This window comes from Nitratireductor arenosus (genome assembly GCF_009742725.1).
Lineage (GTDB): Bacteria > Pseudomonadota > Alphaproteobacteria > Rhizobiales > Rhizobiaceae > Mangrovimarina > Mangrovimarina arenosa.
On sequence record NZ_WPHG01000007.1, the window covers coordinates 98,547 to 120,808 of the forward strand.

Below are 22,262 nucleotides of genomic sequence, written 5' to 3' on the forward strand. Positions count from 1 at the left end.
GCTGGAGAAACCTCAGAACGCGCTGGGCAGCCGCATCTTCATGTGTTTGGTCTCCAGGAAGGCGTCAAGGCCTTCCGGTCCGAGCTCACGTCCCATCCCGCTCATCTTCCAGCCGCCGAACGGCGCCTGCAACTCGCTGGTGTCGTTGACGTTCACCCCGATCGCGCCGAATTCCAGCTTTTCAGCGATCGCCCAAAGCCGACCGAGATCGCCGCCATAAAGATAGGCGGCAAGCCCGTATTCGAGCCCGTTGGCCATCGCCAGCATGTCCTCGACGCCATCGAAGGGTGCGATCGCGGCAAGCGGACCATAGGTTTCCTCGCTCATCGGCATGCTGTCGAGCGGCGCATTGTCGATCACGGTCGGGCGATAGAAATGACCGTGCCTGAAGGCGCCGTCCTGCGGCGCGAAGCCGCCGGCGAGCAGGGTCGCGCCCTTGGCGAGCGCATCCTTCTTATGCGCCTCGACGCGGCGGATGACGGACGGATTGAGCACCGGTCCGTAACCCACACCGTCCTCCAGCCCGTTGCCGAGTTCGGTCGCCTCGGCGAGCGCGGCGAGGCAGTCGGCGAAATCGCGATGCACCTCGCGCGCCACCAGGATGCGGTTCACCGTGATGCAGATCTGGCCCATATTGGAGAATCCGCGCCGGTGGGCGGCCTTGGCCGCCGCCTCGATGTCGGCGTCGGGCATGACGATGAAGGGCGCATGGCCGCCGAGTTCGAGGCTGACCTTCTTCAGGTTGCCGGCGGCGTTGCGCATGATGTCCTGGCCGGCCGCGATCGAGGCGGTGGCGGAGATCATGCGTATCTTGGGATGGCGCGACAAGGCGGCGCCGGCGACCGGGCCGAGCCCCGGCAGATCGGCGATCGCGCCGGCAGGCAGGCCCGCCTCGTGGAGGCAGTCGACGAACATGCCGATCGCGAATGGCGTCTCGTGCGGGCTCTTGACCACCAGCGGGCAGCCGGCCGCGATCGCCGGGCCCACCTTCCAGCAATAAAGGTCGACCGGATAGTTCCATGGCACGATCGCCGCGCACACGCCGACCGGGTGGCGGGTCACCAGATTGCGGATGTCCGGCGCCGAGGCCGGCCGCAGCGAACCGCCGAGACGCACCGCCTCGCCGGCGTAATAGCGCAGAACCTCGGCGCCGAAGCGGATCTCCTTGATATTGTCGGCGATCGGCTTGCCCTGCTCGCGGGTCAGAAGCACAGCCATGTCGTGTTCGCGCTCGTTCATCAGCGCGGCCGTGCGCTCGAGGATCGCCCCGCGCTCGCGCGCAGCCATTTCCGCCATCACCGGCGCAACGGCAACGGCTGCCTCCACGGCTTGGTCGATATGGGTCTCGGCGGCAAGCAGCGTCGTGCCGACCGGCTTGCCGGTTGCCGGCTCGGCGATGTCGAAACGCTCGGCATCGTCGAAGAACCGCCATTGGCCGGCGATGAAAAATCCGCGTTGCATGGTCATTATCCCGATTGGTTGCTGTCGCCGGCTCAGCGCGCCTTCAGGCGGCGCCACAATTCAGCGTAGTTGCGGTCGTTCTGGGCGTCGGCCGCGGCCTTTTCCGTTGTGTTGGGCGAAACCATGACGAACGGCTTGACGCCGCGCCCGGCCAGTTTCTCGGCAGTGGCGGCGTTGATCGCCTGGCCGACGGCGATCGCGATCGAGGTCGAGGTCGCGCCCACTGCACCGTCCACACCGTCGATGCGGATCGATGCGTCGCCCTTCGGCACGCCGGTGTCGATGACCACATCGGCGAGCTCGAACAGCCGCTTGCCGCAGCTATGCCGCGAGGGCGTGCTGGAGGAGTGCGGCACCGAGGTCACGCCGATCACCTTCATGCCACGTGCCTTGGCGCCGACGGCGATGTCGAGCGTCACGGCGTTGAGGCCGGAATGGGAAAAGATCAGCATGGCGTCCTGCCCGTCGAGCTGGTGCGAGGCCAGGATCGCGTCGCCATAACCTTCGCGGCTGTGAATGAAGCGATACTGGCGCGCGCCACCGTCGCCGAGCACGCGATGGAAGGAGATCATCGTGCTTTCCACGATCGGCCGGAAGCCGGTGACCGTGCCGGTGCGCGGAAACATCTCCATGGCGGCGAACGAGCCGTGGCCGGTGCCGAAGGTGAAAACGAGCTTGTCGCGGGCAATCGCCTCGGCGCAGATTTCGGCGGCCGCCTCGATGGCCTCGGCCTGGGTTTCCATCACGGTATTGAGCCGCTCGATGACGAGCGCGAAATAGTTTTGGGCAATCGTGGTCATGCGAAGCTCCGTTGGATCGATTGGCGGACCGGCAAGCAGGCCGCGTTCAAAGGGATGTGATGGCGTTGAGCGCCGTCGTGAACAGCCGGTGCTCTGCGGCGGCCATCGCCTCCGGCTCCAGCTTGGCGCGGGTGACACCGTCGACCGTGCCGACACACAGGCTGGTGAAGCGGACGTCGAGCGCGGCCGCGGCATTGACCAGCGCCGAGGTCTCCATGTCGGCGGCGACGACGCCGCGTTCGGCAAGCATGGTGCGATTGGCGTCGACCCGCGCCTGGGTCTGCGCGTCGAGCGCGAACATGTCGCGATAAAACGCGTCAAAGGTGGCGAAGGTGCCGGTGTGGAGTTTGGCGTCGCCAGCTGCGACCGCCGTGGCCACTGCGCGGTTGAGGCCGGCGTCGGCGCGCTGCGCCTCGACATCGTCGACATAGGACCGGGAAGTCCCTTCGAAACAGGCGATGCGGTCGCTGAGCACGAAATCGCCGGGCGCGACCGGCGCAAAATACATCGCCGTGCCGATACGCATGAAGCTCTTGACGCCGAGATCGGCCAGTTCGTGCAGCACGACGGTGGCGATTGGCGCGCCCATGCCGAAGGCGACCGCCGTCACCTTTTTGCCGGCATAGGTTCCGGTCACCGACTTGAGCCCACGCTTAACCGGCATCGGCCGGGCGTCGTCGAGCAACAGCGCGATGCGGTCGACCCGGTCGGGATCGCCGGCCAGCAACGCGCTGTCGCCGACATCGGCTTGCGAATAGCCCAGATACCAGGCCGATTTCATGAAAGGCTCCTTTCTGCGCGACCGCGGACCTCGAGCATCTGCCGGGTCGCCGCCGCCGCGACCTGCGCGGCGGCGTGCGGATCGCCGTCTTTCAAATATGCGCCGATGAAAGCGCCGGCGAAGGTGTCTCCGGCGCCGGTCGGGTCGGAGACGGAAACCGGATCGGCGGCGACGATGCGGCTTTGCCCACGGACGCCGACCTGATAGCCGCGCCGGCCCATCGTCTCGATCACGATCTGATCGTCGCGGGTACCGGCTGCGATCAGTGCGCGTTCGGCCTGATTGCAGAAGATGACGCTTGCCCGCGCCGAAAGCCGTGCGCACAGGGCCGGCGTGAAGCAGGTCGGGTCGTTCTTGGCCACCCAGTAGAGTGTCGCGTCCGGCCCGACGAGATCGAGGATTTCGGCAAGCAGATGCCCCGGCCCGACGGTGACGCACACATGCGCCGCCTCGGTGAGGCGATGGCGCTGGACTGGGGTCAAAGCCTCGCGGCCGGCGAAACCGGGATCGTAGAGGCAGATCGAGGTTCCGTCAGCCTGGTAGAGCATCAGCGAGACCGGCGAGCGCGGCGCGTCGATCCTGGCAAGCGCGTCGGTCGCCATGCCCGCCTCTCCGGTCATGCGCATATAGGTATCGCCGGCCTGGTCGGAGGCGACCCAGCTTATCGGGGTCGCCCGATGACCGCAGCGCGCCAGCGCCGCGCCGGCATAGGCCGGCGAGCCGCCGAGCCGCGGCCAGGCACCGGGATCGCGAAAGCGGATCTGCGTCGTGCTGTCGCCCGCCACCGTGCCGTCGAGGAGCGCGGGGTAGTCCAAGCTGGCGTAACCGGTGATGACCACCTCAGCCATTGGCATCGCCGGCAAGCTGGGACAGCGCCTCGTCGAGTTCGACGACATGACCGAGATAGCGGTCGATGTCTTCCAGCGAGGCCTCTTGGAGATTGGCGCGGTTGGAGTTGGTGGCCTGACGCGGCACCACGACCCTAAAACCGTTGGCGAAGGCGTCCTGAGAGGTCGCGCGCACGCATACATTGGTCTTCACACCGCATATGATCGCGGTCTCGACGCCGTTTTCCCTCAGCATCAGGCCGAGATCGGTGGCAAAGAAGGCGCTGTAGCGGCGCTTGACGATCTCGACCTCACGCGGGTTGTCTGTCAGCGGACCGAAGCCCTCGAAATAGGCGGCGTCGAAACCGCCTTCGAGGCAATGCTCGGGCAGGCGTTTCTGCTCGAAGTCGATCAACCCGCGGCGATGGCGGTCGAGCGTGTGGACGATCAGGCGGTTGCCTTTGCGGGCGGCGTCCAGAAGCCGGCGCACCGGCTCAACGGTCTCGCCCGCTGACGCATAGTAGTTTTCCCCTTTCGGATGCAGGAAGGAATTCTGCATGTCGATGACGATCAGTGCGGGTTCGCTCATGCTTGCGCCTTTCTTTTCAGGTTCCAGGCCGTCAGGCACAGGCCGAGAATGACCATCGCGTATGGCAGGGTGCCGATCAGTTGCGGCGGCAGGCCCACCGTCTGCAGGCGGATCTGGGTCGCATCGAGAAAACCGAAAAATAGGCACACCAGCGCCGTGCCGACCGGCCGGTTGCGGGCGAAGTAGAAGGCGGCGAGCGCGATGAAACCGCGGCCGGCCGTCAGCCCTTCGTTGAACAGGCCGATGGAGGCCAGCGCCAGGTGCGCGCCGGCAAGGCCCGAATAAAACCCGGCAAAGGCCGTGCCGAAATCCTGCAGCGACTTTTCGCGCAGCCCAACGGCGCGGGCGACATGCGGCGCGTTGCCGGCCGCGCGCAGGCGCAGACCGAGGCGCGTATTGGCAAGCAGGAACGGAAGCGCGGCGACACTCAGCCAGGCGAAGACGGTGAGCGGGTCGAGATCAGAAAGCGCCTCACCGACAAGCGGCAGCGCGGCGACGGAACCAGGCAGCAATTTGGGCAGCAATTCGACGTGGGGCATGCGCAAGGTGCCGCTGGCGTCGAAGCCGACATTCATGATGAAACCGACGAAACCGGCGACCAGCACGTTGAGGCCTAGACCGGCGATGATCATGTTGGCGCGCGCGCGGGTGATCGTCAGCGAAAACAGATAGCCGATCGCCGCCGACACGATGGCCGCGGCCAGGACCGCGACGCCCCACGAGCCGGTCGCCGAGGAAACGACGACGGCGACGAAGGCGCCGGTGAGCATTTTTGCTTCCAGCGCGATGTTGACGATGCCACCCTGGCGGTTGACCAGCCCGCCGATGGCGGCAAGCAGGATCGGCGTGGCGAGCACGACCGAGGCGGCCAGAACCTGTTCGGCAATCTGCATCATGACGCCCGTCCCCGCCGCAGCGACAGGCGGCCCAGTTCCATCACCGCGAAGATCATCACCGTTCCCTCGATCACGTTGACGATGTCGAGCGGCACGTCGGAAAACAGCTGAATGGTGGTGCCGGCCGAGGCCAGCGCACCGAACAAGACGGCCCCGAACACGATGCCGAAGGCAGAATTGCGGGCAAGCAGCGCCACCGCCATGCCGGTGAAACCGTAGCCGGCGGAAAAGCCGTCGGAGAATTTGTGCACCTGGCCAAGCGCGTGGCTGGCGCCGCCAAGCCCGGCGACGATGCCCGAAATCGCCATCACCAGGACGATGGAGGCGGGGATCGCGATGCCGACGGCACGCGCGAAACGCTGGTTGAGGCCGACCAGCTTGGCCTCGTAGCCGGCCGGCGTCCAGCGCGCCCAGACCCAGTAGGCGGCAACGCAGGCGAGCCCGATCAGAAAGCCGCTGTGAAGCGTCGAGGGCGGCATCAGCCTGGAAAGTTCGGCCACGGCATGGATGGTGTCGGTGGTGTTGTTGCCGGACGTTTCCGACAAAAGCAGCGTGTTGACCAGGAAGCCGGACAGCCCCAGCGCGATGAAGTTGAGCATCAGCGTCGACACCACCTCGTCGACATCGAGCCGCGCCAGCAACAGGCCCGGCACATAGAGCCAGACCCCGGCAACCGCCATCGCCGCCACCATGGCGAGCGGCGCGATCGACCAGCCCAACGCCACCGGCAAAAGGGCGCCGGCGGCCGCCGCCGCCAGCCCGCCGAGCACGAAAGCGCCGTCGACGCCGACATTGAAGACGCCGGAGCGAAAACAGATCGCCGTGGCAACGGCGGTGAACAGAAGCGGGGTCGCGGCCGACAGGGTGGCCGCGACGCGCCGCGACGAGCCGAAACCCTCCGACAGCATCAGCGCATAGGTGTCGAGCGGGTTTTCGCCGATGAAGGCCAGGACCACCGCCCCGACGAAAAAAGCGAACAGGACCGGCAGCGCGAAGCGCAAGATGTCTGCCGCCATGCGTTCGAGCGCCGGCACCAGGCTCGGCCGGCCGGAGCCCGGCTCCGTGGTCGCCTCAGCCATTGGCCGCCTCCTTGTGACTGTCCTGCTGCAGCATCAGCCGCCCGATCGCCTCCGGCGTCGCGGTTTCGTCGGCGATCTCGCCGACGATGCCGCCCTCGGCCATCACCACGATGCGGTCGGACAGCGCGATCAACTCGTCGAGTTCCTCCGACACCAGAAGCACCGCGCCGCCGCGCGCGGCGAACTCGCGCAGGATCGCGTGAATGGCGGCGATGCCGCCGAGATCGACGCCGCGCGTCGGCTGGGCAACGACGAGCAGCGCCGGCTCGGTCGCGATCTCGCGGGCAAAGACGAGGCGCTGCTGATTGCCGCCCGACAGGCTGGCGACCGGATCGGACAGGCGGCCGAACCGCACCTTGAGCTGCGACAGGCGGCGGAAGGCCTCGGCCCGCACGGCGCCCAGGCGGCGGAACGGACCGCGGCGGAAGGCCGGCGCGCGCTGGCTCGCAGCCATCACGTTGTCCTCGATCGACGCGGCCTTGGCGAGCCCCTCATGCGCGCGGTCGGGGCTGATATAGCCAAGGCCCGCGGCGCGGAAATCGGCATTGTCGCAGCCGGCGAGCGCGTGCCCCTTAAGGCGCACCGTGCCCGAAGACGGTTTTCTCAGGCCGACGACGCACTCGATGAACTCGTCCTGGCCGTTGCCGGCGATGCCGGCCATGCCGACAATCTCGCCCGCACGCACCCGAAGATCGACCGCCCGCACCGGGTGCGAGCCGGCAAGCGCGGGCGCGCTCAGCCCCGACACCTCGAGCACCGGCTCGCCGGCAGCGGCGCGCACAGCAGCAGCCGGCGGTGCTACAGACGCGGCCTCGCCGACGATGTGGCGCGTCATCGTGTCGATGTCGGTCTCGCCGATGCGGGAGGAGGACACAACCCGGCCGCGGCGCATGATGGTCACACGGTCGGCGAGCGCGATCACCTCGCGCAGCTTGTGGCTGATAAACACGATCGACGTGCCCTGATCGCGCAATTGACGCAAAAGCATGAACAGGTCGTCGGCCTGCTGCGGCGCCAGTACGGCCGTCGGCTCGTCGAGGATCAGCACTTTCATGCCGCGCTGCAAGAGCCGCAGGATTTCGGTATATTGCTGAATGTGGACCGGCGCGGTGCCGGCACGGCGGTCCCAGTCGATCGCCAGGTCGGTCTTGGCAGCCAGGGCATCGCCGGCCGCGCGCGCCGCACGCCAGTCGATGCGGCGGCCAAGCGGCAGTGCGGCCGTCACCGGCTCGTGGCCGAGCACGAAATTCTCCAAAAGGGTCAGTTCCGGCGCCAGCATGAATTCCTGGTGCACCATGCCGATGCCGAGGCCGAGCGCCTGCTCGGGGTCGCGCAGCCGGATCGGCCGGTCGTTGAAGACGATGCTGCCGGCGTCGGGCTGTTCGAGCCCCTGCAAGAGTCGCATCAGGGTCGATTTGCCGGCGCCGTTCTCGCCGACGATCGCATGAATCTCGGCCGGCGCGACCTCCAGCGTAATGCCGCTATTGGCCTGTACGGCGCCGTAGCTCTTGGCGACGTCGCGCGCGCCCAGCCGCACGGCGACCGGCGCGGCGCTATGATTTCGGGTGTCGGCCAAAACGGTTTACCGGGCTTTTGCAACGGAAAGAAAGACCGGGCGCCACGCGCCCGGCCCAAGCGGCGATCGATCAGTTGTAGAAGTCGGGATAGCCCTTCTCGGTCACATCCCAGACCTCGACCGAACCGTCGACGATGCCGGCCTTCAATTCCTCAACCTTGGCGAGATAGGCGGCGGGAATGCGGTCCTTGGTGTGCTCCATGTCCGACAAGGCCACGCCGTTTTCCTTCAGACCGAAGGTCAGCACCTGGCCGCCGGGAAACGCCCCGCCGGCATAGTCCTCGAGAATCTTTTCGACCGCCACGTCGACGCGCTTGACCATGCTGGTCAGCACATGGCCGGGCGCCATGGAGTCCTGGTCGGTGTCGACGCCGATCGCATAGCGGCCTTCCGCCTTGGCCGCCTCGATGATGCCGATGCCGGTGCCGCCGGCGACCTGATAGACGATGTCGGCGCCCTCGGCGAACATCGCCTTGGCGAGTTGTTCGCCCTTGGCCGGATCGCCGAAGGATTCAGCATAGGCGACCTTGACGTCGATATCCGGGTTGACCGCCTTGGCGCCCTGGATATAGCCGACGATGAACTTGTCGATGCCCGGCGACTTGACCCCGCCGATGACGCCGATCACCGGATCGGCATTGATGCCCTCGATCGACGTGTCGGTGGTGACCTGGGCGGCGAGCGCGCCGGCTAGATAGGAGCCCTGGTGCTCGGCAAACACCACCGAGGCGAGATTGTCGCCCTCGCGGGTCTGGTTCATGATGACGAAATTGGTGTCGGGATAGTCGGGCGCGATCTTCTGCATCGGCTCGCCGTGGATCCATTCCAAGCTGACGACCAATCCGAAGCCGCCATCGGCGGCGCGGCGCATGATCTCCTCGCCCTGGGCGACGACATCCTTGGATTCGATCGGACGGCCCTCGACGCCGGTCTTTTCGAGCCCGGCCTTGAAGCCGGCATAGGCGGTGTCGTTCCACGAGCCGTCGCCAAGTCCGCCCTGGGCGATGATCAGCGCGGCCGGCGCCACGTCGGCGGCCGCCGCCTGCGGGGCGGCGACGGCACCCAGAACGGTCGATACGGCAAGCAGTTTCGTCAGGTTTTTCATTAAATTCCCCTTTTCCATTGGCTCCAACCTTTGGTTCAGAAATCCGCCCCCGCAGCGACGATGCGCAGGCCGGAGCCGGCATGGCGTTCGCCGCGGACCAGATGGGTGTCGTAGGTGTAGAAATCGGCGCGATAGACCGCTTCGACCGCCTCGACCAAAAGATTGTCGGCGGCGTAGCTGGTTCGGAACACGACCATGACCGGGCTCGGCGCGGCCACGGCGAGCACGGCGCATTCCGCCACCGTGGCTAGCCGCGCGGTGACGCGCTCACGCGCCTCGCGCACCGCCAGGCCGGCGGTCTCGAAACGGGCGTAGAGCGAAAATTCCGGATCCTCGAGCAGCGCTGCCGCGTCGTCGCCAGCAAGGCCGATACGCTCGCACACGGCGGCCGGGATCACCGAGCCGTGGACCGCGCAGGGCTCGCCGTCGATCAGGCGCACGCGCTCGAGCCGGTGCGCCGGCGCGGCGACGCCGAATTGCTGCGCCTCGGCGTCGTCTGCTTGGCGAAAGGCGAGCAGGCGCTGCTCGGAGCGGTGCCCATCCTGGCGCGCGGTCTGGGAAAAGCTCAACAGATGGCCGGCCTTGCGGTGCAGCGAGCGGTTGGCGACGAAACTGCCCGCGCCCTGGCGGCGGGTGACGAAGCCCTGCGAGACAAGCTGCTCGATGGCGCGCACGACGGTGCCGCGGCTGACGCCGTTGGTCGCGCAAAGCTGCGCCTCGCTCGGCAGCCGGTCGCCCGGCTTCAGCACGCCGCCCTCGATGCGCGCGCGCAGCTCCTCGGCGAGGACGAGATATCGGGGCGTGCTGGCGACCATCGGCTTCATGTCAGCACGGTAAAATAGACTAGTTGACTAGTCAAGTTGGAAATTGCGCTCATCCCCCGCGCGGGATCTCGGCCGCCTGCGCCCTCTCTCGCTTCCCGCAAACCGCCGGCCACCGGCCACCGGCCCGGCCGCACCGCCATTGCCCTGGGGCGCGGCGCCCGCCGCCGGCCGGTTCGCTTGCGACGTCGCCGACCGCGCACGGCTCCATTGCCGCCGCGCGCCACCAACGCCGCCGGCGACGCGGGGCGCACTCCAATCCTTCTGTCAGGACGACAACCAGAAACGTGGTTCGACGATTTAGTCCCATCAGCCTCCGCCGGCCCTGGCAACAAATATTCGCCCCCGGCCGCCGTCGCGGGCGAAAGCTTGCTTGACAGGCTTGCCGCGGCGACTCTATATCCGCCGAGCCTTGCGGTTCGGGCCTGCCCGGACACCGCGCCGCCTCGCGGCGTGAACGGGGCGGAGTAGCTCAGCCGGTTAGAGCAGAGGAATCATAATCCTTGTGTCGGGGGTTCGAGTCCCTCCTCCGCTACCACCAATTTCAAGGGCTTACGGCCTATCCCGCCCGAATCCATGTCGCGCCATGTTGCAACTGGCGATCCTTAATTTTCAAGGGTTTTCACTGACAATCGGCAGTCCGACGCAACTTGGATTGCAACATGACAGATGGCGCGAATATAGAACCTCGGTTGACCAAGCGCGCTCTCAGCCTGGCAATTCTCGGTGCCGTGAAGCGCGCCGGGCGAACCGTGCACCGAAGCAACCTCCTAGGAACAGGCTATTCGCGCGGTGACCTAGCACATTATCTGGATCGAACAACACTCAGCGACGATGAGCGACAGGACGCGTATACCTGCTTCGAAGATCTTCTCCGCGTGCGTCTGCTCACACAGCCACGAATGGACATTTCTGCTCCGGACGATTGGGTAATGGTGTCACCTGCTGGTGTGGCCGCGCTCGAGCGCGGCGCGGTTGATGATCTCGACACTGCTCTGCTGAAATTGGATCCCCGTTTCCTGGAAATGCGTGAAGGCATGTGGGTGGCCGCGCTGAGCGCGAATCCGGATCGCGTTCGTCAAGCAGCACAGTCTGCGCGGGAACTGATCGATCAAGTCCTCAAAGACCACGGTAAGGGAGAAACACGTAGGCTGCGAGCGCGATCGCTGATGACCAAAATTCGAGGCAGTCGGTCAGAAAAAGATGAGGCCATCGCAGAAAATGCAATCGATCTTTTGCTTTCTGTCGCCGATAAGCTCATCAGCGAGTCTCACAGCCGGAAAAACGTGATGGCTCGAGACATCAGTGACCTTCTGCAGACAGCTGAGATCGCTTTGCGCCGCCTCTTGAGTTGACGGCTGCATCACTCCCTGAAGTCTTTGTTTGGGCTCATCCGAAGGAATGCCACTTCGGATCAGCGACCATGGGCCGGTCGTAGAACGTTCCGCCCAGTTCGCCCATTGATGCCCGCTGTATGGCCATCATCGCGGCCGATGCACCGTCGATCCGGTCCCGGCTGGCTGCTTTCGAAAATAGCCGATTGCCGTTCCTGTCGGGCTTCGTCATGGCGATGTTTTCGAAGCACCACCGCAGCACCGGATTTCCGCCGTGCAGCATGCGGCCAGCCTGACATCGGTGGTTCGGCGCGGATGTTCCAGGGCGGTGACGCCCGATCCCGCTTCCGGCTTTCCGATCCAGATCCCGGCCCGGCCCGGCCTTCCGAGGATCGTGGCTGTTGGCCTCGCCCGCTACCGCGCCGCCCGCAGCTGCCGCGTGGCTGCCGCATCGACCCGGTCGCCGTCGATCTTCACCCCGTAGATCGTCTCGGCCTCTTCCCGACTCAGCAGTTCGTCGAGCACGTCGCGCAGCACCCGGTCGGGCTCGCGCTCGAACGGATCGCCGAAACCGCCGCCCGAGGAGGACCTCATGCGCAACACGTCGCCGGCGCGCAGATGCAGCACCTTGATGCGTCCGACGGTGCGGCTTGCCTGCCCGGGCGCGTCGATTTCGGCCAGGCTGTTGCCGCCGGGCGTGCCGCCGGCCACGCCCCACGGGCGGCAGCGGAACCGGTCGAGCCCGCGCACGGTGATCGCGGCTTCCGGGGCCCGGTTCTCGAGCTCGATCGCCACCGACGCGCCGCCGCGAAACCGGCCGTGGCCGAAACTGCCGGCAACCAGGTCGTGGCGGCGCACGACCAGCGGCATCTCGCTTTCGACATGCTCGACCGGCGCGCTTTTCAAAACGGCGATCATGGTGTCGCTCGCGTCCACCCCGTCGCCGCGCACGCGTCCGCCGGAACCGCCCGAAAACGGCTCGACGACGGCGACGCGCTGCCGGCCGTCGCCCGACGGGCTCCAGGCATAGCTTATGATCCCGGCCTGACCCGCGCCGCAGGCGACGATGCCACCGGGCACCGCCTGGTTGAGACAGCCCATCAAGGTGTCGTAGCTGCGCATCACCGCCACGAAGCGGTTGCCCATGGCGGCGGGAAATGTCGCGTTCATCACGCTGCCGCGCGGCGCGCGGGCGCGGATGGGACGCATGATTCCGCCATTGACGGGAATGTCCGGCTCGACGGTGTGGATATAGTGGGTCAGCGCGAGGCACAGAAAGGGGTGGGTGCGGTCTCCGGTGGTAAAGTTGAAGGCCGCGCGCACCTGCGGCGAGCTCCCGTCATAGTCGATTTCGGCCTCGTCGCCGCGAATGATGAGCCTGCAGCGGAACTCGATATCGGCGCCATTCTGGTCGCCCTCGATCCGGTCGGCGAAGCTGTACTGCCCGTCCGTCAGCCCCGAAATCGCGCGGCGCGCCTTCATCTCCGCGTAGGCCATCACATCCGCCACGCCCTGCTCGAAACCGGCGCGGCCGACCTTTTCGCACAGTTCGTTGATGCGTCGGTCGAGCAGGCGCATTGCCGCCATCATCGCCTCGAGATCGCCCCAGATCGCCTCGCCGATGCGCGAATTGTCATGCAGGATATCGACGATGTCCTGGTTCAGCCGCCCGGCCTCGACCAGTTTTTTCGGCCGGATCCGCAAGCCCTCCTGAAAACACTCATAGAGATCGGGCGAGATGCTTCCGGGCACCGCGCCGCCAATGTCGGAGGCATGGATGAAAGACCAGGCAAAACAGGCGAGCCGGCCGTCGACGAAGATCGGCCGCGCCATGTGGATATCCATCATGTGGGTGACGACGCCTTCGGTGCGGAACGGATCGTTCGAGATCAGCACGTCGCCGGGCTGGAGCTGCTCGGCGCAAAAATGCTTCAGCAGGCCGGCGATCGTCTGCCCGCTTCCCGTCACGACGCCGGTCTGCATGGGATAGGCAAAGAAATACCCGTCCAGATCGGCCACGGCGACCTGGAAATCCTGGGTCTGCTTGACGAAGGTCGTATGCGCGGTCCGGTAGGCCAGCGTGGCCGCCTCCTCGGCCATCGCGGAAAACCGGTTCTTCATGATTTCGGTCTGGACGGGATCCATCGCTTGCTCCCTACCGTCGTTCCATCTCGAGATTGCCGAGGCCGTCGACGCGCGCCCGAAACCCGTCCGGGACAAGGATGGTGGCGATGGCCTGCTGCACGATGGCCGGGCCGTCGCAGCGCCAGCCCGTTCCCAGATCGGGCCAATCCCACACCGCCACGCGCCGCCAGGCGCCGTTCAGCCGGATATCGCGCTCGCCGACCGGAACAGCCGCGCCAACGCGCTCGGCAAGCATGCCCGCCGCCGGCCGCGCGCGCGGCCCGATCGTACGCACGCGCAGCGCGTCGATGCTGACGGGAGCCTCGCGGTCACAATAGTCGAACAATCTTTGATGCTGGTCGTGGAACGCCGCCTCGGCGGCCGCGACCGACATTGCGCCGGCCTGTGGCGCGGACACGTCGACGGATATCGTGAAAGACTGGGCGGCGTAGCGCATATCGGCCAGATAGACGTGACGCACCGCGGCCAGTTCCGTCACCTTTTGGGCGGCAAGCCAGCGCCTGCCCTCCTCCGCGAGGGCGGCAAAACCGACGACGAGTTCGTCGGTCCCGAGCCGCTGACCGTGCACGGAGCGGACCGCGTCGTGCATCATGTCGGACACGAGGCCGCCGAAGGCGCAAAAGACGGAGGGAATGCGCGGTACCACGATGCGGCGAATGCCGACTTCCTCGGCGAGCAAAGGGCCGTGGATGCCGCCGGCGCCGCCGAATATCATCATGGTCAGGTCGCCGGCGCTGACGCCGAGCCTGGCCAGGAAAGGTGTGATCTTGGCAAGCATTTCGGAAGTGGCGACCGCCACGGCGCTTTCGGCGACCTGCACGCTGTCGAGACCGAGCCGCTCGCACAGCGGCTGCAGGGCCCGCACCGCCAGGTCCCGGTCTAGACTCAAGCGACCGCCCAAAAGCCCATCGCCGGGCAGATAGCCAAGCAGGAAATAGGCGTCCGACAGTGCCGGCTCGTCGCTGCCGAGACCATAACAGGCAGGCCCCGGCGACGAACCGACGCTGCGCGGACCGACTTTCAGCACGCGGTCGTCGAGCCCTATGACGGAGCCGCCGCCCGCCCCCATCGCCTCGACCGCGGTCACCGGCATCATCAGCGGAAAATCGCCGACTTCCGCCTGCCCGGCGGTGGTCGGTCGCCCGCTCTCCACCAGCGACACGTCCACCGACGTGCCGCCCATGTCGAATGTAAGCACATGATCGATCCCGACATGCTCGGCGAGCACCTGGGCCGCGGTCACGCCCGCGGCCGGGCCCGAAAGCAGCGTGTGGATCGGCAGCCTGCGCGCCTCGTCGACCGACATGATGCCGCCGTTCGACTTGGTCAGATAGAGGCGCGCCTCGGGGTAGCGGGAACGCAAAAAACCGTCGATCTCGTGCAGATAGTCCTGCATGAGTGGCTTCACATAAACATTGAGTAGGGTCAGCACGGCGCGTTCGTACTCGGCCTGTTGCGGCCACACCTCGTGCGAGGCCATCACCTCGAGCCGGGGGAACTCGCCGCGCGCGATCTCCAGCGCTCTCACCTCGTGCTGTTGGTACCTATAGGCGTTCACAAAGCAGATCGCGGCGCCGGCCAGGCCGCGATCGAGCATGGTGCGCAACGCCCCGCGCAGGCCGTCCTCGTCGAGCGGCCGGTCCTCGGTGCCATCCGCAAGGATGCGGCCGCCAACGGCGAAGACGTTTTGGCGCGGGACAAGCGGCCTGGCTCTCCGGTTAAAGAGGTCGACCGGCTTGTCGAGACGCAGCCGCGCCAGGCCGAGAATGTCGCGAAACCCTTCCGTGGTGATCAGTCCGACCGGAGGCTGCGAACGCTCTATCACCGCATTCGTGCTGACGGTCGTGCTGTGCACCACGGTCAGAGGCGCCTGATCAGAATAGCCGAGCTCGGCGACGATCTCGTCAATACCCCGCTTGACCGCCTCGGCGAAATTTGGCCGCGAGGTGGGAATCTTGCGGCTTTCGATCTGCGCGTAACCGTCGCCGTCATCCTTCCAGACGGCGAAATCGGTGAACGTGCCGCCGATGTCGATACCGATCCTGAGCATACCGCGCTCCTAAAACGCTAGCCACGAAAACGGGTGCGCGCCGACGGGCGGCTTCCTCGATGATCGCGCAGCCGCGCCAACGATTAGTGATATCCGGATAAGAGTGCCGGCCGCCCGCAACGACCCTACGGCCTTTGCGGGCGACAGAAACCGCGCCGTCAGTTCTTCCAGACGTCGCCGAGAACGCGCAGCCAGTTGCCCGACATCACTTTCTCGATATCGCTCTCGTGGTAGCCGCGCGCGCGCATCCTGTCCCAAACCAGCGGCGTCTTGGAGATCGTCTCCATTCCCTCGGTCGAGCGGTCCTCATAGGTGTACCAATCGCCGAGCACGCCGGTGACGTTGGGATAGAGACCATTCGGCCCCCACATTTTCTGCCAGTCGGCCTTGGTCTGACCGATGTCCTCCGGCAGGTCGCTGGCAAACGCCACGTGCTCGATGCCGCCGACCTTGACCAGGTGATCGAGGTGATCCAGGTAATCGTCGAGCGTCGGGCGCTGGTCCCAGCGCACGACGGGCGCCCAGGTGACGGCGCCGATCAGGCCGCCGGTCTTGGCGACGCCGCGGATCATCTCGTCGGTCTTGTTCCGCGGGCTGGGGCACACGGCATAGGCGTTGGCATGACTGAAGACCAGCGGGCGTTTGGCCGCCGCCAGATAGTCGAGGCTTGTGCGGTGGCCGCAATGCGACAAATCCACCAAAATGCCGAAGTCTTCCATCGCGTCGAGCCACATGCGGCCGGCTTCGGTGATGCCCCGGTCACCCATATCCGTGAAGGACGCCCCATAACCGAACGCATTGCGCTCGTTGTAGGTGGGCTGGATGATGCGCATGCCCAGGGCGTGGAAGCTCGCAAGCAGCTTGACGTCGGGCTCCACCATCAAGGTGTTCTGCGCACCGAGAATGATGCCGACCACACCCTTGTCGTGGGCGGCGACGATCTGGTCGACGGTCGTGACGACGGTCGCCAGTTCGGGCACGGCCTCGATCGCGCGGCGCGCGTCCTCGAGTTGCAGCAACGCGTCGTGAAGATGCGCTCCCGGCCTGATTGCCGTCAGGTTCATCGCCGAGATGCCCCCTTCGAGCGTCCGCTTGAGCTGGCCCGGGGTGACCCCAGCGCAGTTCAGCCCATCGATAACGATCGGGCGCGTTTTTGTTTCGGCACTCATCTATACCTCACTTACATCTTGACTGCTGTTGGTGGTTGGGAGCTGTGGGCGGGTGCGCGCGGCATAGGCGGCAACGCGCCGCCGCCCGGCGGGCGACAGAATGTCCAGCGGGTCGGGTGAGCCTTCCCAATCCGGCAGGTCGTCGACCCTGTGACAGGCCACCGCCTTGTCGGCGCCGACATCGGTGAGCGTCGGCTCTTCCTTTCGGCAGCGGTCGACGGCAAACGGGCAGCGGGGATGGAAACGGCACCCTTGTGGCAAATTGATCGGGTTGGGAATTTCGCCCGACAACGCCATCCGGTTCAGCCTTTCGCGTGGATTGGGCTGAGGTATCGCGGACAGAAGGGCCCGCGAGTAGGGATGGCGCGGACTGGCGAAAAAATCCCGCTTCGGCGCGGTTTCGATGATCTTGCCGAGATACATCACCGCGACCCGATCGGCGATGTGTTTGACCACCGCCAGATCGTGCGAAATGAAAAGATAGGACAGGCCGAGCTGTGCCTGCAGATCGCCCAACAGGTTGATCACCTGAGCCTGGATCGAGACATCGAGGGCCGAGACCGGTTCGTCGCACACCACAAGCTGGGGACGAACGATCAATGCCCTGGCGATCCCTATCCTTTGCCGCTGCCCGCCCGAAAATTCGTGCGGGTACCGACCGGCATATTCGGGGGCGAGCCCAACCTGCTGCATCACCTCGTGGATGCGCGCCCGGCGTGTCGCCTGGTTTCCGAGATCGTTGACGATCAGCGGCTCCTCCAGCGTCTGCCAGACCGTCATCCCGGGATTGAGCGAGGCGAACGGATCTTGAAAGATGATCTGCATATGCCGCCGGAAACGCCGCAATGGCGAACCGCGCAGCGCGCCGATGTCGCTGCCGTCGAAGCGGACGGTTCCCGCCGAAGGCTCGATCAGGCGCATGGCGAGCCGCGCGGTGGTCGACTTCCCACATCCGCTTTCGCCCACCAGCGCCAGCGTCTCCCCGCGCTTCAGCGAGAAGGACACGCCGTCGACGGCCCGCAACACCTGCTTGCGCCGGGTAATCAGCGATTGGGAGACCGTATAGGTCTTGGACAGGTCGCGTATTTCCAGAAGCCCTTCGGTCACGATTGGCCCTCCTCGATTGGCGCCTTCAGGCAGGCAACGGCGTGTCCGTCGGCCACGGCCGTCAATTCGGGCCGGTGCCGGGTACATTCCTGACCGCTGAAGACGCATCTGGGATGGAATCGGCACCCCGGAGGCATCGACGCAACCGGCGGCACCACCCCGTCGATGGCCAGCAGCCGCGTGGCGGCCTGGTCCATGCGTGGAATGCTGCCGAGTAGACCGAGCGTGTATGGGTGCTGCGGGTCGGCGAAGAGCGCGTCGCAGGTCGCCTTCTCCGCTATGCGTCCGGCATACATGACGGCAACCTCGTCGGCGACCTGCGCCACGACACCCAGATCGTGGGTGATCAGAACGATCGCCATATTGGTCTCCTGCTGGAGGTCGCGCAGAAGATCGAGAATCTCGGCCTGGACGGTCACGTCAAGCGCCGTCGTCGGCTCGTCCGCGATCAGCACCTCCGGCTTGCAGGACAACGCCATGGCAATAGCCGCGCGCTGGCGCATGCCGCCCGACAATTGGTGCGGATATTCGTCGAAACGTCTCTCCGCCGCCGGCATGCGCACCTGCACCAGCGCCTCGATGGCACGGCGGCGCAGCACTTCGTAGGACGACTTGCGATCATGCGCGCGCATCGCCTCGACGATCTGGAACCCGACGGTCAGAACCGGATTGAGACTGGTCATCGGCTCCTGGAAGATCATCGCGATGCGATTTCCGCGGATCCGCCGCATCTCGGCCGGCGACAAGTCGAGCAGGTTTCGTCCGGAAAACTCGATCCGTCCCTCAACCCGGCAAGGCGGCGGCACCAGCCCCATCACCGACAGCGAGAGCATCGACTTGCCGCAACCGCTTTCGCCGACGATGCCGAGTGTCTTGCCACGCCGTACCGACAAGTCGACGCCGTCGACCACCGTCACGCCGCCGGGGCGGGAGCCCAGGGTCGTGCGTAGCTGCTTGATCGACAGGATCTCTTCGTGCCGATCAACACCGGCGCTGGTCCCACAGGTCGCGGTCGCGTTCATCGGCCGTCCTCGCCGGACAAACGGGGATCGAGGGCATCACGCAGGACATCGCCAAGCATGTTGATGGCAAGAATGGTCGACGCGATGGCAATGCCCGGAAACACCGAGGCGGCCCAGGCCAGGCTGATATATTTCTGGCCCTCGCTGATCATGCCGCCCCATGTGGGCGTGGGGGGCTGGATGCCGAGTCCCAGAAAACTCAGCGTCGCCTCGATCAGGATCATGCGCGACAGTTCGTAGGTGGCGAATACGATCGTTGCCGACAGCACGTTGGGGCCGATATGCCGGAAGATGACACGCATTGCCGGCGCGCCGATAGCCCGGGCGGCCTCGACATACTCCATTTCCCGCACCGAAATGACCGCCGCGCGAACGATGCGGGCAAATTGCGGCCAGCCGGAAATGCCAAGCACCACGATCAGGGTGAGCACGGACGAGCCGACGACGGCGACCACCGCGATCACCAGCAGGATCACCGGAAAGGCGAGTTGCATGTCGATCAGGCGCAAGACAAGCGCATCCGTCCTGCCGCCATTGTATCCCGCGACCAGTCCGACCGTCGTGCCGATGCTGCAGGAGATGACAACCGCCGCGATGCTGATCAAAAGCGTCGCGCGCGCGCCGTAGATGATGCGCGACAGAATATCGCGACCAAGCTGGTCGGTTCCCAGGAAATGCCCCTCCGGTCCACCCAGGAAGGACGGCGGCGCGAGCCTTGCCAAAAGGCTCTGCTCGGCGGGATCGTGCGGCGCCAAGAGGCCGGGCGCGAGCGTGGCCCCGAGGGCCAACCCGACCACGATCAGGCTGGTGACGGCCACCGGCGAGCGCAGATGGCGCATAAGCGAGCCCAGGCGCCTGTGCCGACGAGCCGGCATGAATACAGGTGCAACGGTCATTTGTAACGAACCCTTGGATCCAGCACGGCCGAGAGGATGTCCGCGAGCAGGTTGGAGAGAACGAAGATCAGGGCGAAGAAGAACACCACCGCCTGAACGACCGGATAGTCGCGCGCATAGATTGCCTGGATGACGAGGCGCCCCACGCCCGGCCAGGAAAAGACCGTTTCGGTGACGATCACGCCGCCCATGAGGACGCCGAACTGCAGCGCGATCACCGTCAGTACGGGAATGAAAGCGTTGCGCGCGACATGGCGCATGACGACGGTGAATTCGCCCAGCCCCTTGGCCCTGGCGGTGCGAACGAAATCCTGCCGCATCACGTCCAGCATCGTCGAACGCATAACCCGTGCCAGCAGCGCGACGAGCGTTGAGGCCAAAGTGGTCGCGGGCAAGATCAGGTGAACCAGCCCGCCGCTACCGCCGGTCGGCAGCCATTTCAGCCATACCGAGAAGATGAGGATGCACAAAACGCCCCAGTAGAAGGTCGGCACGGCCTGACCGAATGCGGCCAGGCTGCGCACCGCCACGTCCAGAAGCGAGTTGCGGTAATAGGCGGACACGATGCCGGCCGGGATGCCGACGCCAACGGCGATAAAAAGCGTCGCCAGGGCAAGCTGAATAGTCGCTCCGAGCCTCTCGGCGAGCAGGCTTATGGCCGGCTCTCCGAAGCGCAGGGAATTGCCGAAATCGCCCTGCAAGGCCTTGTAGAAGAACGCGACAAACTGCTCCATGAGCGGCTTGTCCAGCCCATACTGGACCCGAAACGCGTCCCGCGCCTCCTCCGAGGCATCGATCGGCAGAAACAGGTCCGTCGGATCACCGCTCAGACGCGTGAGGAAGAAACACACCACCACAATGCCGAGCAGCGACGGAATTGTGTAAAGAAGGCGGCGCAACACATAATCGACCATTGGACACCTGTGGTCGCGGGAGTGCGTGAAATCGGGTGGCAGGGCTTCGCGCCGGCCGGCGCGAAGCCCTGAACGTTAGTTCAAGGACATTCCGTAGATGACCCAGCGCTGGTCGCCGCGCGGCGCAAAGCCGTTCACACGCTCCGAAACGCCGTAGAGGTCGACACCCTGGTACAGGAACAGCACATGCGCCTGATCGTGCATGATGCGCATGGATTTTCTGTAGATCTCCTGCCTCTTTGCGCGATCCAACTCGCTGCCGCCGGCGTCGATAAGCGTGTCGAGCTCGGGATTGTTGACGTAGGAATATCGCCAGTCCGAGCGGTACTGCGAGAGCTGAAGATCGGGATCGTCGGCGGGAGCCAGCCCGACATAGCCCATCGGCTGCAGTTCGCGCCCGCTGAGCTGACGCAGGAACTCGCCTGGCTCGAGCGATACCATCCGGGTTCTCACGCCGACGGCGCCCAGCATGCCGGCCACGGCTTCGGCCACTTCCCTGTCCTGCGCATAGCGCCCGGTGGGGAATTTGAACGTGATGTCGAAACCGTCGGGATAGCCGGCTTCGGCGAGCAACGCCTTCGCCTTTTCGGGATCATAGGGGTAGTCGCTGATGTCGGGATTGAAACCGACCTGCTCCTTGCGCAGCAGCTGCCCGTTGAGCGACCTCGCCTGCCCCTGAAAGAGCCCTTTGATGATGCCTTCCTTGTCGACCGCGTAATTGATCGCCTGGCGGACGCGGACATCGTGCAGGGGGCTCTCCTGGCCCGGTAGATTGGACAGGGAGACCGTGAAGATCCGATAGCTGGGGATGGACATCACCTCCAGGCCGGACTGGCCGCCGATCTGCGCCGAAGCCGCGATCGGGACATTGGTGGCAATGTCGAATTCACCGGCCATGAGCGCGGAGGCACGCACCATGTCGTCGGGGATCGGACGCAGCACGATACGCTCGATACCTTCGGGAACCTCTCCCCAATAATCCGGATTGGCCTCCATCACCAATTCGCTGTCGCGCACCCAATCGGCCAGCTTGAAGGGGCCGGTGCCGATCGGCTTGCTGCCAAATCCGTCGGGCCCGCCGACTTCCTGCCAATAGGCAGGCGGGACGATGAAGACCTGGCTCAGCACGAGGTTAAGCGCGGGATAGCGCTGGTTGAGATAAAGCATGACCGTGTGGTCATCGACCTTTTCGGCCCGGTCGATGACCACGGAGTAGCGCCCATAGGCCGGCGTGGTCTTTATGTCGGTGAAGATGTCGAACGAATGGACGACCGCATCGGCGTTGAAGGGCTCGCCGTTGGTAAACTGGATATTTTTGCGCAGCGAGATTCGGACCGTCTTGTCATCGACCAGTTCGTAGCCCTCGGCCAAGATCGGCTGCGCCTCATCGGAATCCGGCGGCACCCAGAACAGCGGCTCGACGATCAGACTGCCGACATTGATCTGCTCCTGAGTGGTCGAATAGTTGGGCCACAGAGAAACGGGATCGAACCCCTGGGCAATGGACAATACGCCCTCTTCTGTCGCCGAAGCCGGAACGACCCCGACAAACTGCGAAGCCAGCAGCGACACCGACATCAAGCCGGAGAGAAAAGTTCTTCTGATTATCGTCATGGATTTTACCCCTCTTTCCTTTTTTGCGAATAATCGATTTCACCCTGCGGCAGACCGAAGCTCCGCGGGGCATTGC

20 protein-coding genes and 1 tRNA gene are annotated in these 22,262 nt (G+C 65.5%); 2 read left to right on the forward strand and 19 right to left on the reverse strand.

Annotated elements, in window-relative coordinates:
- Nucleotides 1-12: 12 nt before the first annotated feature.
- The 10 genes from GN330_RS20940 to GN330_RS20985 all read right to left on the reverse strand — a co-directional run bounded on the left by GN330_RS20940 (nt 13) and on the right by GN330_RS20985 (nt 9,938).
- A complete protein-coding gene (locus tag GN330_RS20940; RefSeq protein WP_156715215.1) occupies nt 13-1,461 on the reverse strand; it encodes an aldehyde dehydrogenase family protein in 1,449 nt (482 codons plus the stop codon).
- A 32-nt stretch (nt 1,462-1,493) separates the two neighbouring features.
- Entirely contained in the window at nt 1,494-2,261 is a 768-nt protein-coding gene (locus GN330_RS20945) for a sugar isomerase domain-containing protein (protein WP_156715219.1), read from the reverse strand.
- Between the two features lie 46 nt (nt 2,262-2,307).
- Complete coding sequence (locus tag GN330_RS20950) at nt 2,308-3,042, reverse strand: phosphorylase family protein (protein WP_156715221.1); 735 nt, start codon at nt 3,040-3,042, stop codon at nt 2,308-2,310.
- The gene (locus tag GN330_RS20955; RefSeq protein WP_197435264.1) at nt 3,039-3,890 is read right to left on the reverse strand and encodes a carbohydrate kinase family protein; all 852 of its coding nucleotides are present in this window, start codon (nt 3,888-3,890) and stop codon (nt 3,039-3,041) included. The genes GN330_RS20950 and GN330_RS20955 overlap by 4 nt, the downstream gene beginning before the upstream one ends.
- The gene (locus tag GN330_RS20960; protein WP_156715225.1) at nt 3,883-4,458 is read right to left on the reverse strand and encodes a cysteine hydrolase family protein; all 576 of its coding nucleotides are present in this window, start codon (nt 4,456-4,458) and stop codon (nt 3,883-3,885) included. Before GN330_RS20960 ends, GN330_RS20955 begins: the two co-directional genes overlap by 8 nt.
- The gene (locus GN330_RS20965; protein ID WP_246188791.1) at nt 4,455-5,354 is read right to left on the reverse strand and encodes an ABC transporter permease; all 900 of its coding nucleotides are present in this window, start codon (nt 5,352-5,354) and stop codon (nt 4,455-4,457) included. The genes GN330_RS20960 and GN330_RS20965 overlap by 4 nt, the downstream gene beginning before the upstream one ends.
- Nucleotides 5,351-6,433, reverse strand: a complete 1,083-nt coding sequence (locus GN330_RS20970) for an ABC transporter permease (RefSeq protein ID WP_156715227.1) — start codon at nt 6,431-6,433, stop codon at nt 5,351-5,353. The genes GN330_RS20965 and GN330_RS20970 overlap by 4 nt, the downstream gene beginning before the upstream one ends.
- The gene (locus GN330_RS20975) at nt 6,426-8,009 is read right to left on the reverse strand and encodes an ABC transporter ATP-binding protein (RefSeq protein WP_156715229.1); all 1,584 of its coding nucleotides are present in this window, start codon (nt 8,007-8,009) and stop codon (nt 6,426-6,428) included. Before GN330_RS20975 ends, GN330_RS20970 begins: the two co-directional genes overlap by 8 nt.
- 70 nt (nt 8,010-8,079) lie before the next feature.
- On the reverse strand, nt 8,080-9,114 hold the full coding sequence (locus GN330_RS20980) for a BMP family lipoprotein (protein ID WP_197435265.1): 1,035 nt from the start codon (nt 9,112-9,114) through the stop codon (nt 8,080-8,082).
- A 35-nt stretch (nt 9,115-9,149) separates the two neighbouring features.
- Nucleotides 9,150-9,938, reverse strand: coding sequence for a GntR family transcriptional regulator (locus GN330_RS20985; RefSeq protein ID WP_156715233.1), 789 nt, complete (start codon nt 9,936-9,938; stop codon nt 9,150-9,152).
- 458 nt (nt 9,939-10,396) lie between these two features.
- Between GN330_RS20985 and GN330_RS20990 the strand changes: the two genes are divergently transcribed.
- Both GN330_RS20990 and GN330_RS20995 read left to right on the forward strand, forming a co-directional pair.
- Nucleotides 10,397-10,473, forward strand: a tRNA-Met gene (locus tag GN330_RS20990).
- A 124-nt stretch (nt 10,474-10,597) separates the two neighbouring features.
- Entirely contained in the window at nt 10,598-11,290 is a 693-nt protein-coding gene (locus tag GN330_RS20995) for a pPIWI-associating nuclease domain-containing protein (RefSeq protein WP_156715235.1), read from the forward strand.
- Nucleotides 11,291-11,324: 34 nt separating this feature from the next.
- On the opposite strand, the gene GN330_RS21000 is transcribed toward GN330_RS20995, so the two are convergent.
- The 9 genes from GN330_RS21000 to GN330_RS21040 form a co-directional block, all read right to left on the reverse strand.
- A complete protein-coding gene (locus tag GN330_RS21000; protein ID WP_156715237.1) occupies nt 11,325-11,552 on the reverse strand; it encodes a hypothetical protein in 228 nt (75 codons plus the stop codon).
- Between the two features lie 131 nt (nt 11,553-11,683).
- Entirely contained in the window at nt 11,684-13,414 is a 1,731-nt protein-coding gene (locus tag GN330_RS21005) for a hydantoinase B/oxoprolinase family protein (protein ID WP_156715240.1), read from the reverse strand.
- 10 nt (nt 13,415-13,424) lie between these two features.
- Nucleotides 13,425-15,464, reverse strand: coding sequence for a hydantoinase/oxoprolinase family protein (locus GN330_RS21010; protein ID WP_156715242.1), 2,040 nt, complete (start codon nt 15,462-15,464; stop codon nt 13,425-13,427).
- Nucleotides 15,465-15,622: 158 nt separating this feature from the next.
- Nucleotides 15,623-16,633 carry a dipeptidase gene (locus GN330_RS21015; RefSeq protein WP_156715244.1) on the reverse strand — a complete coding sequence of 337 codons (1,011 nt, stop codon included), beginning with the start codon at nt 16,631-16,633 and terminating at the stop codon, nt 15,623-15,625.
- A complete protein-coding gene (locus GN330_RS21020; RefSeq protein ID WP_343041012.1) occupies nt 16,634-17,740 on the reverse strand; it encodes an ABC transporter ATP-binding protein in 1,107 nt (368 codons plus the stop codon).
- Complete coding sequence (locus GN330_RS21025; RefSeq protein ID WP_156715249.1) at nt 17,737-18,762, reverse strand: ABC transporter ATP-binding protein; 1,026 nt, start codon at nt 18,760-18,762, stop codon at nt 17,737-17,739. The genes GN330_RS21020 and GN330_RS21025 overlap by 4 nt, the downstream gene beginning before the upstream one ends.
- Nucleotides 18,759-19,658, reverse strand: coding sequence for an ABC transporter permease (locus tag GN330_RS21030; protein ID WP_197435266.1), 900 nt, complete (start codon nt 19,656-19,658; stop codon nt 18,759-18,761). The genes GN330_RS21025 and GN330_RS21030 overlap by 4 nt, the downstream gene beginning before the upstream one ends.
- A complete protein-coding gene (locus tag GN330_RS21035; protein ID WP_106573353.1) occupies nt 19,655-20,572 on the reverse strand; it encodes an ABC transporter permease in 918 nt (305 codons plus the stop codon). Before GN330_RS21035 ends, GN330_RS21030 begins: the two co-directional genes overlap by 4 nt.
- A gap of 75 nt (nt 20,573-20,647) precedes the next feature.
- Complete coding sequence (locus GN330_RS21040) at nt 20,648-22,186, reverse strand: ABC transporter substrate-binding protein (protein WP_156715251.1); 1,539 nt, start codon at nt 22,184-22,186, stop codon at nt 20,648-20,650.
- Nucleotides 22,187-22,262: the final 76 nt, after the last annotated feature.

What these genes read in the sequence shown, in the direction of transcription:
- GN330_RS20940 (WP_156715215.1), bottom strand. Translation starts at nt 1,461, where the DNA reads ATGCAACGCGGATTTTTCATCGCCGGCCAATGGCGGTTCTTCGACGAT.
- GN330_RS20945 (WP_156715219.1), bottom strand. Translation starts at nt 2,261, where the DNA reads ATGACCACGATTGCCCAAAACTATTTCGCGCTCGTCATCGAGCGGCTC.
- GN330_RS20950 (WP_156715221.1), bottom strand. Translation starts at nt 3,042, where the DNA reads ATGAAATCGGCCTGGTATCTGGGCTATTCGCAAGCCGATGTCGGCGAC.
- GN330_RS20955 (WP_197435264.1), bottom strand. Translation starts at nt 3,890, where the DNA reads ATGGCTGAGGTGGTCATCACCGGTTACGCCAGCTTGGACTACCCCGCG.
- GN330_RS20960 (WP_156715225.1), bottom strand. Translation starts at nt 4,458, where the DNA reads ATGAGCGAACCCGCACTGATCGTCATCGACATGCAGAATTCCTTCCTG.
- GN330_RS20965 (WP_246188791.1), bottom strand. Translation starts at nt 5,354, where the DNA reads ATGATGCAGATTGCCGAACAGGTTCTGGCCGCCTCGGTCGTGCTCGCC.
- GN330_RS20970 (WP_156715227.1), bottom strand. Translation starts at nt 6,433, where the DNA reads ATGGCTGAGGCGACCACGGAGCCGGGCTCCGGCCGGCCGAGCCTGGTG.
- GN330_RS20980 (WP_197435265.1), bottom strand. Translation starts at nt 9,114, where the DNA reads ATGAAAAACCTGACGAAACTGCTTGCCGTATCGACCGTTCTGGGTGCC.
- GN330_RS20985 (WP_156715233.1), bottom strand. Translation starts at nt 9,938, where the DNA reads ATGAAGCCGATGGTCGCCAGCACGCCCCGATATCTCGTCCTCGCCGAG.
- GN330_RS20995 (WP_156715235.1), top strand. Translation starts at nt 10,598, where the DNA reads ATGACAGATGGCGCGAATATAGAACCTCGGTTGACCAAGCGCGCTCTC.
- GN330_RS21000 (WP_156715237.1), bottom strand. Translation starts at nt 11,552, where the DNA reads ATGCTGCACGGCGGAAATCCGGTGCTGCGGTGGTGCTTCGAAAACATC.
- GN330_RS21005 (WP_156715240.1), bottom strand. Translation starts at nt 13,414, where the DNA reads ATGGATCCCGTCCAGACCGAAATCATGAAGAACCGGTTTTCCGCGATG.
- GN330_RS21010 (WP_156715242.1), bottom strand. Translation starts at nt 15,464, where the DNA reads ATGCTCAGGATCGGTATCGACATCGGCGGCACGTTCACCGATTTCGCC.
- GN330_RS21015 (WP_156715244.1), bottom strand. Translation starts at nt 16,633, where the DNA reads ATGAGTGCCGAAACAAAAACGCGCCCGATCGTTATCGATGGGCTGAAC.
- GN330_RS21025 (WP_156715249.1), bottom strand. Translation starts at nt 18,762, where the DNA reads ATGAACGCGACCGCGACCTGTGGGACCAGCGCCGGTGTTGATCGGCAC.
- GN330_RS21030 (WP_197435266.1), bottom strand. Translation starts at nt 19,658, where the DNA reads ATGACCGTTGCACCTGTATTCATGCCGGCTCGTCGGCACAGGCGCCTG.
- GN330_RS21035 (WP_106573353.1), bottom strand. Translation starts at nt 20,572, where the DNA reads ATGGTCGATTATGTGTTGCGCCGCCTTCTTTACACAATTCCGTCGCTG.
- GN330_RS21040 (WP_156715251.1), bottom strand. Translation starts at nt 22,186, where the DNA reads ATGACGATAATCAGAAGAACTTTTCTCTCCGGCTTGATGTCGGTGTCG.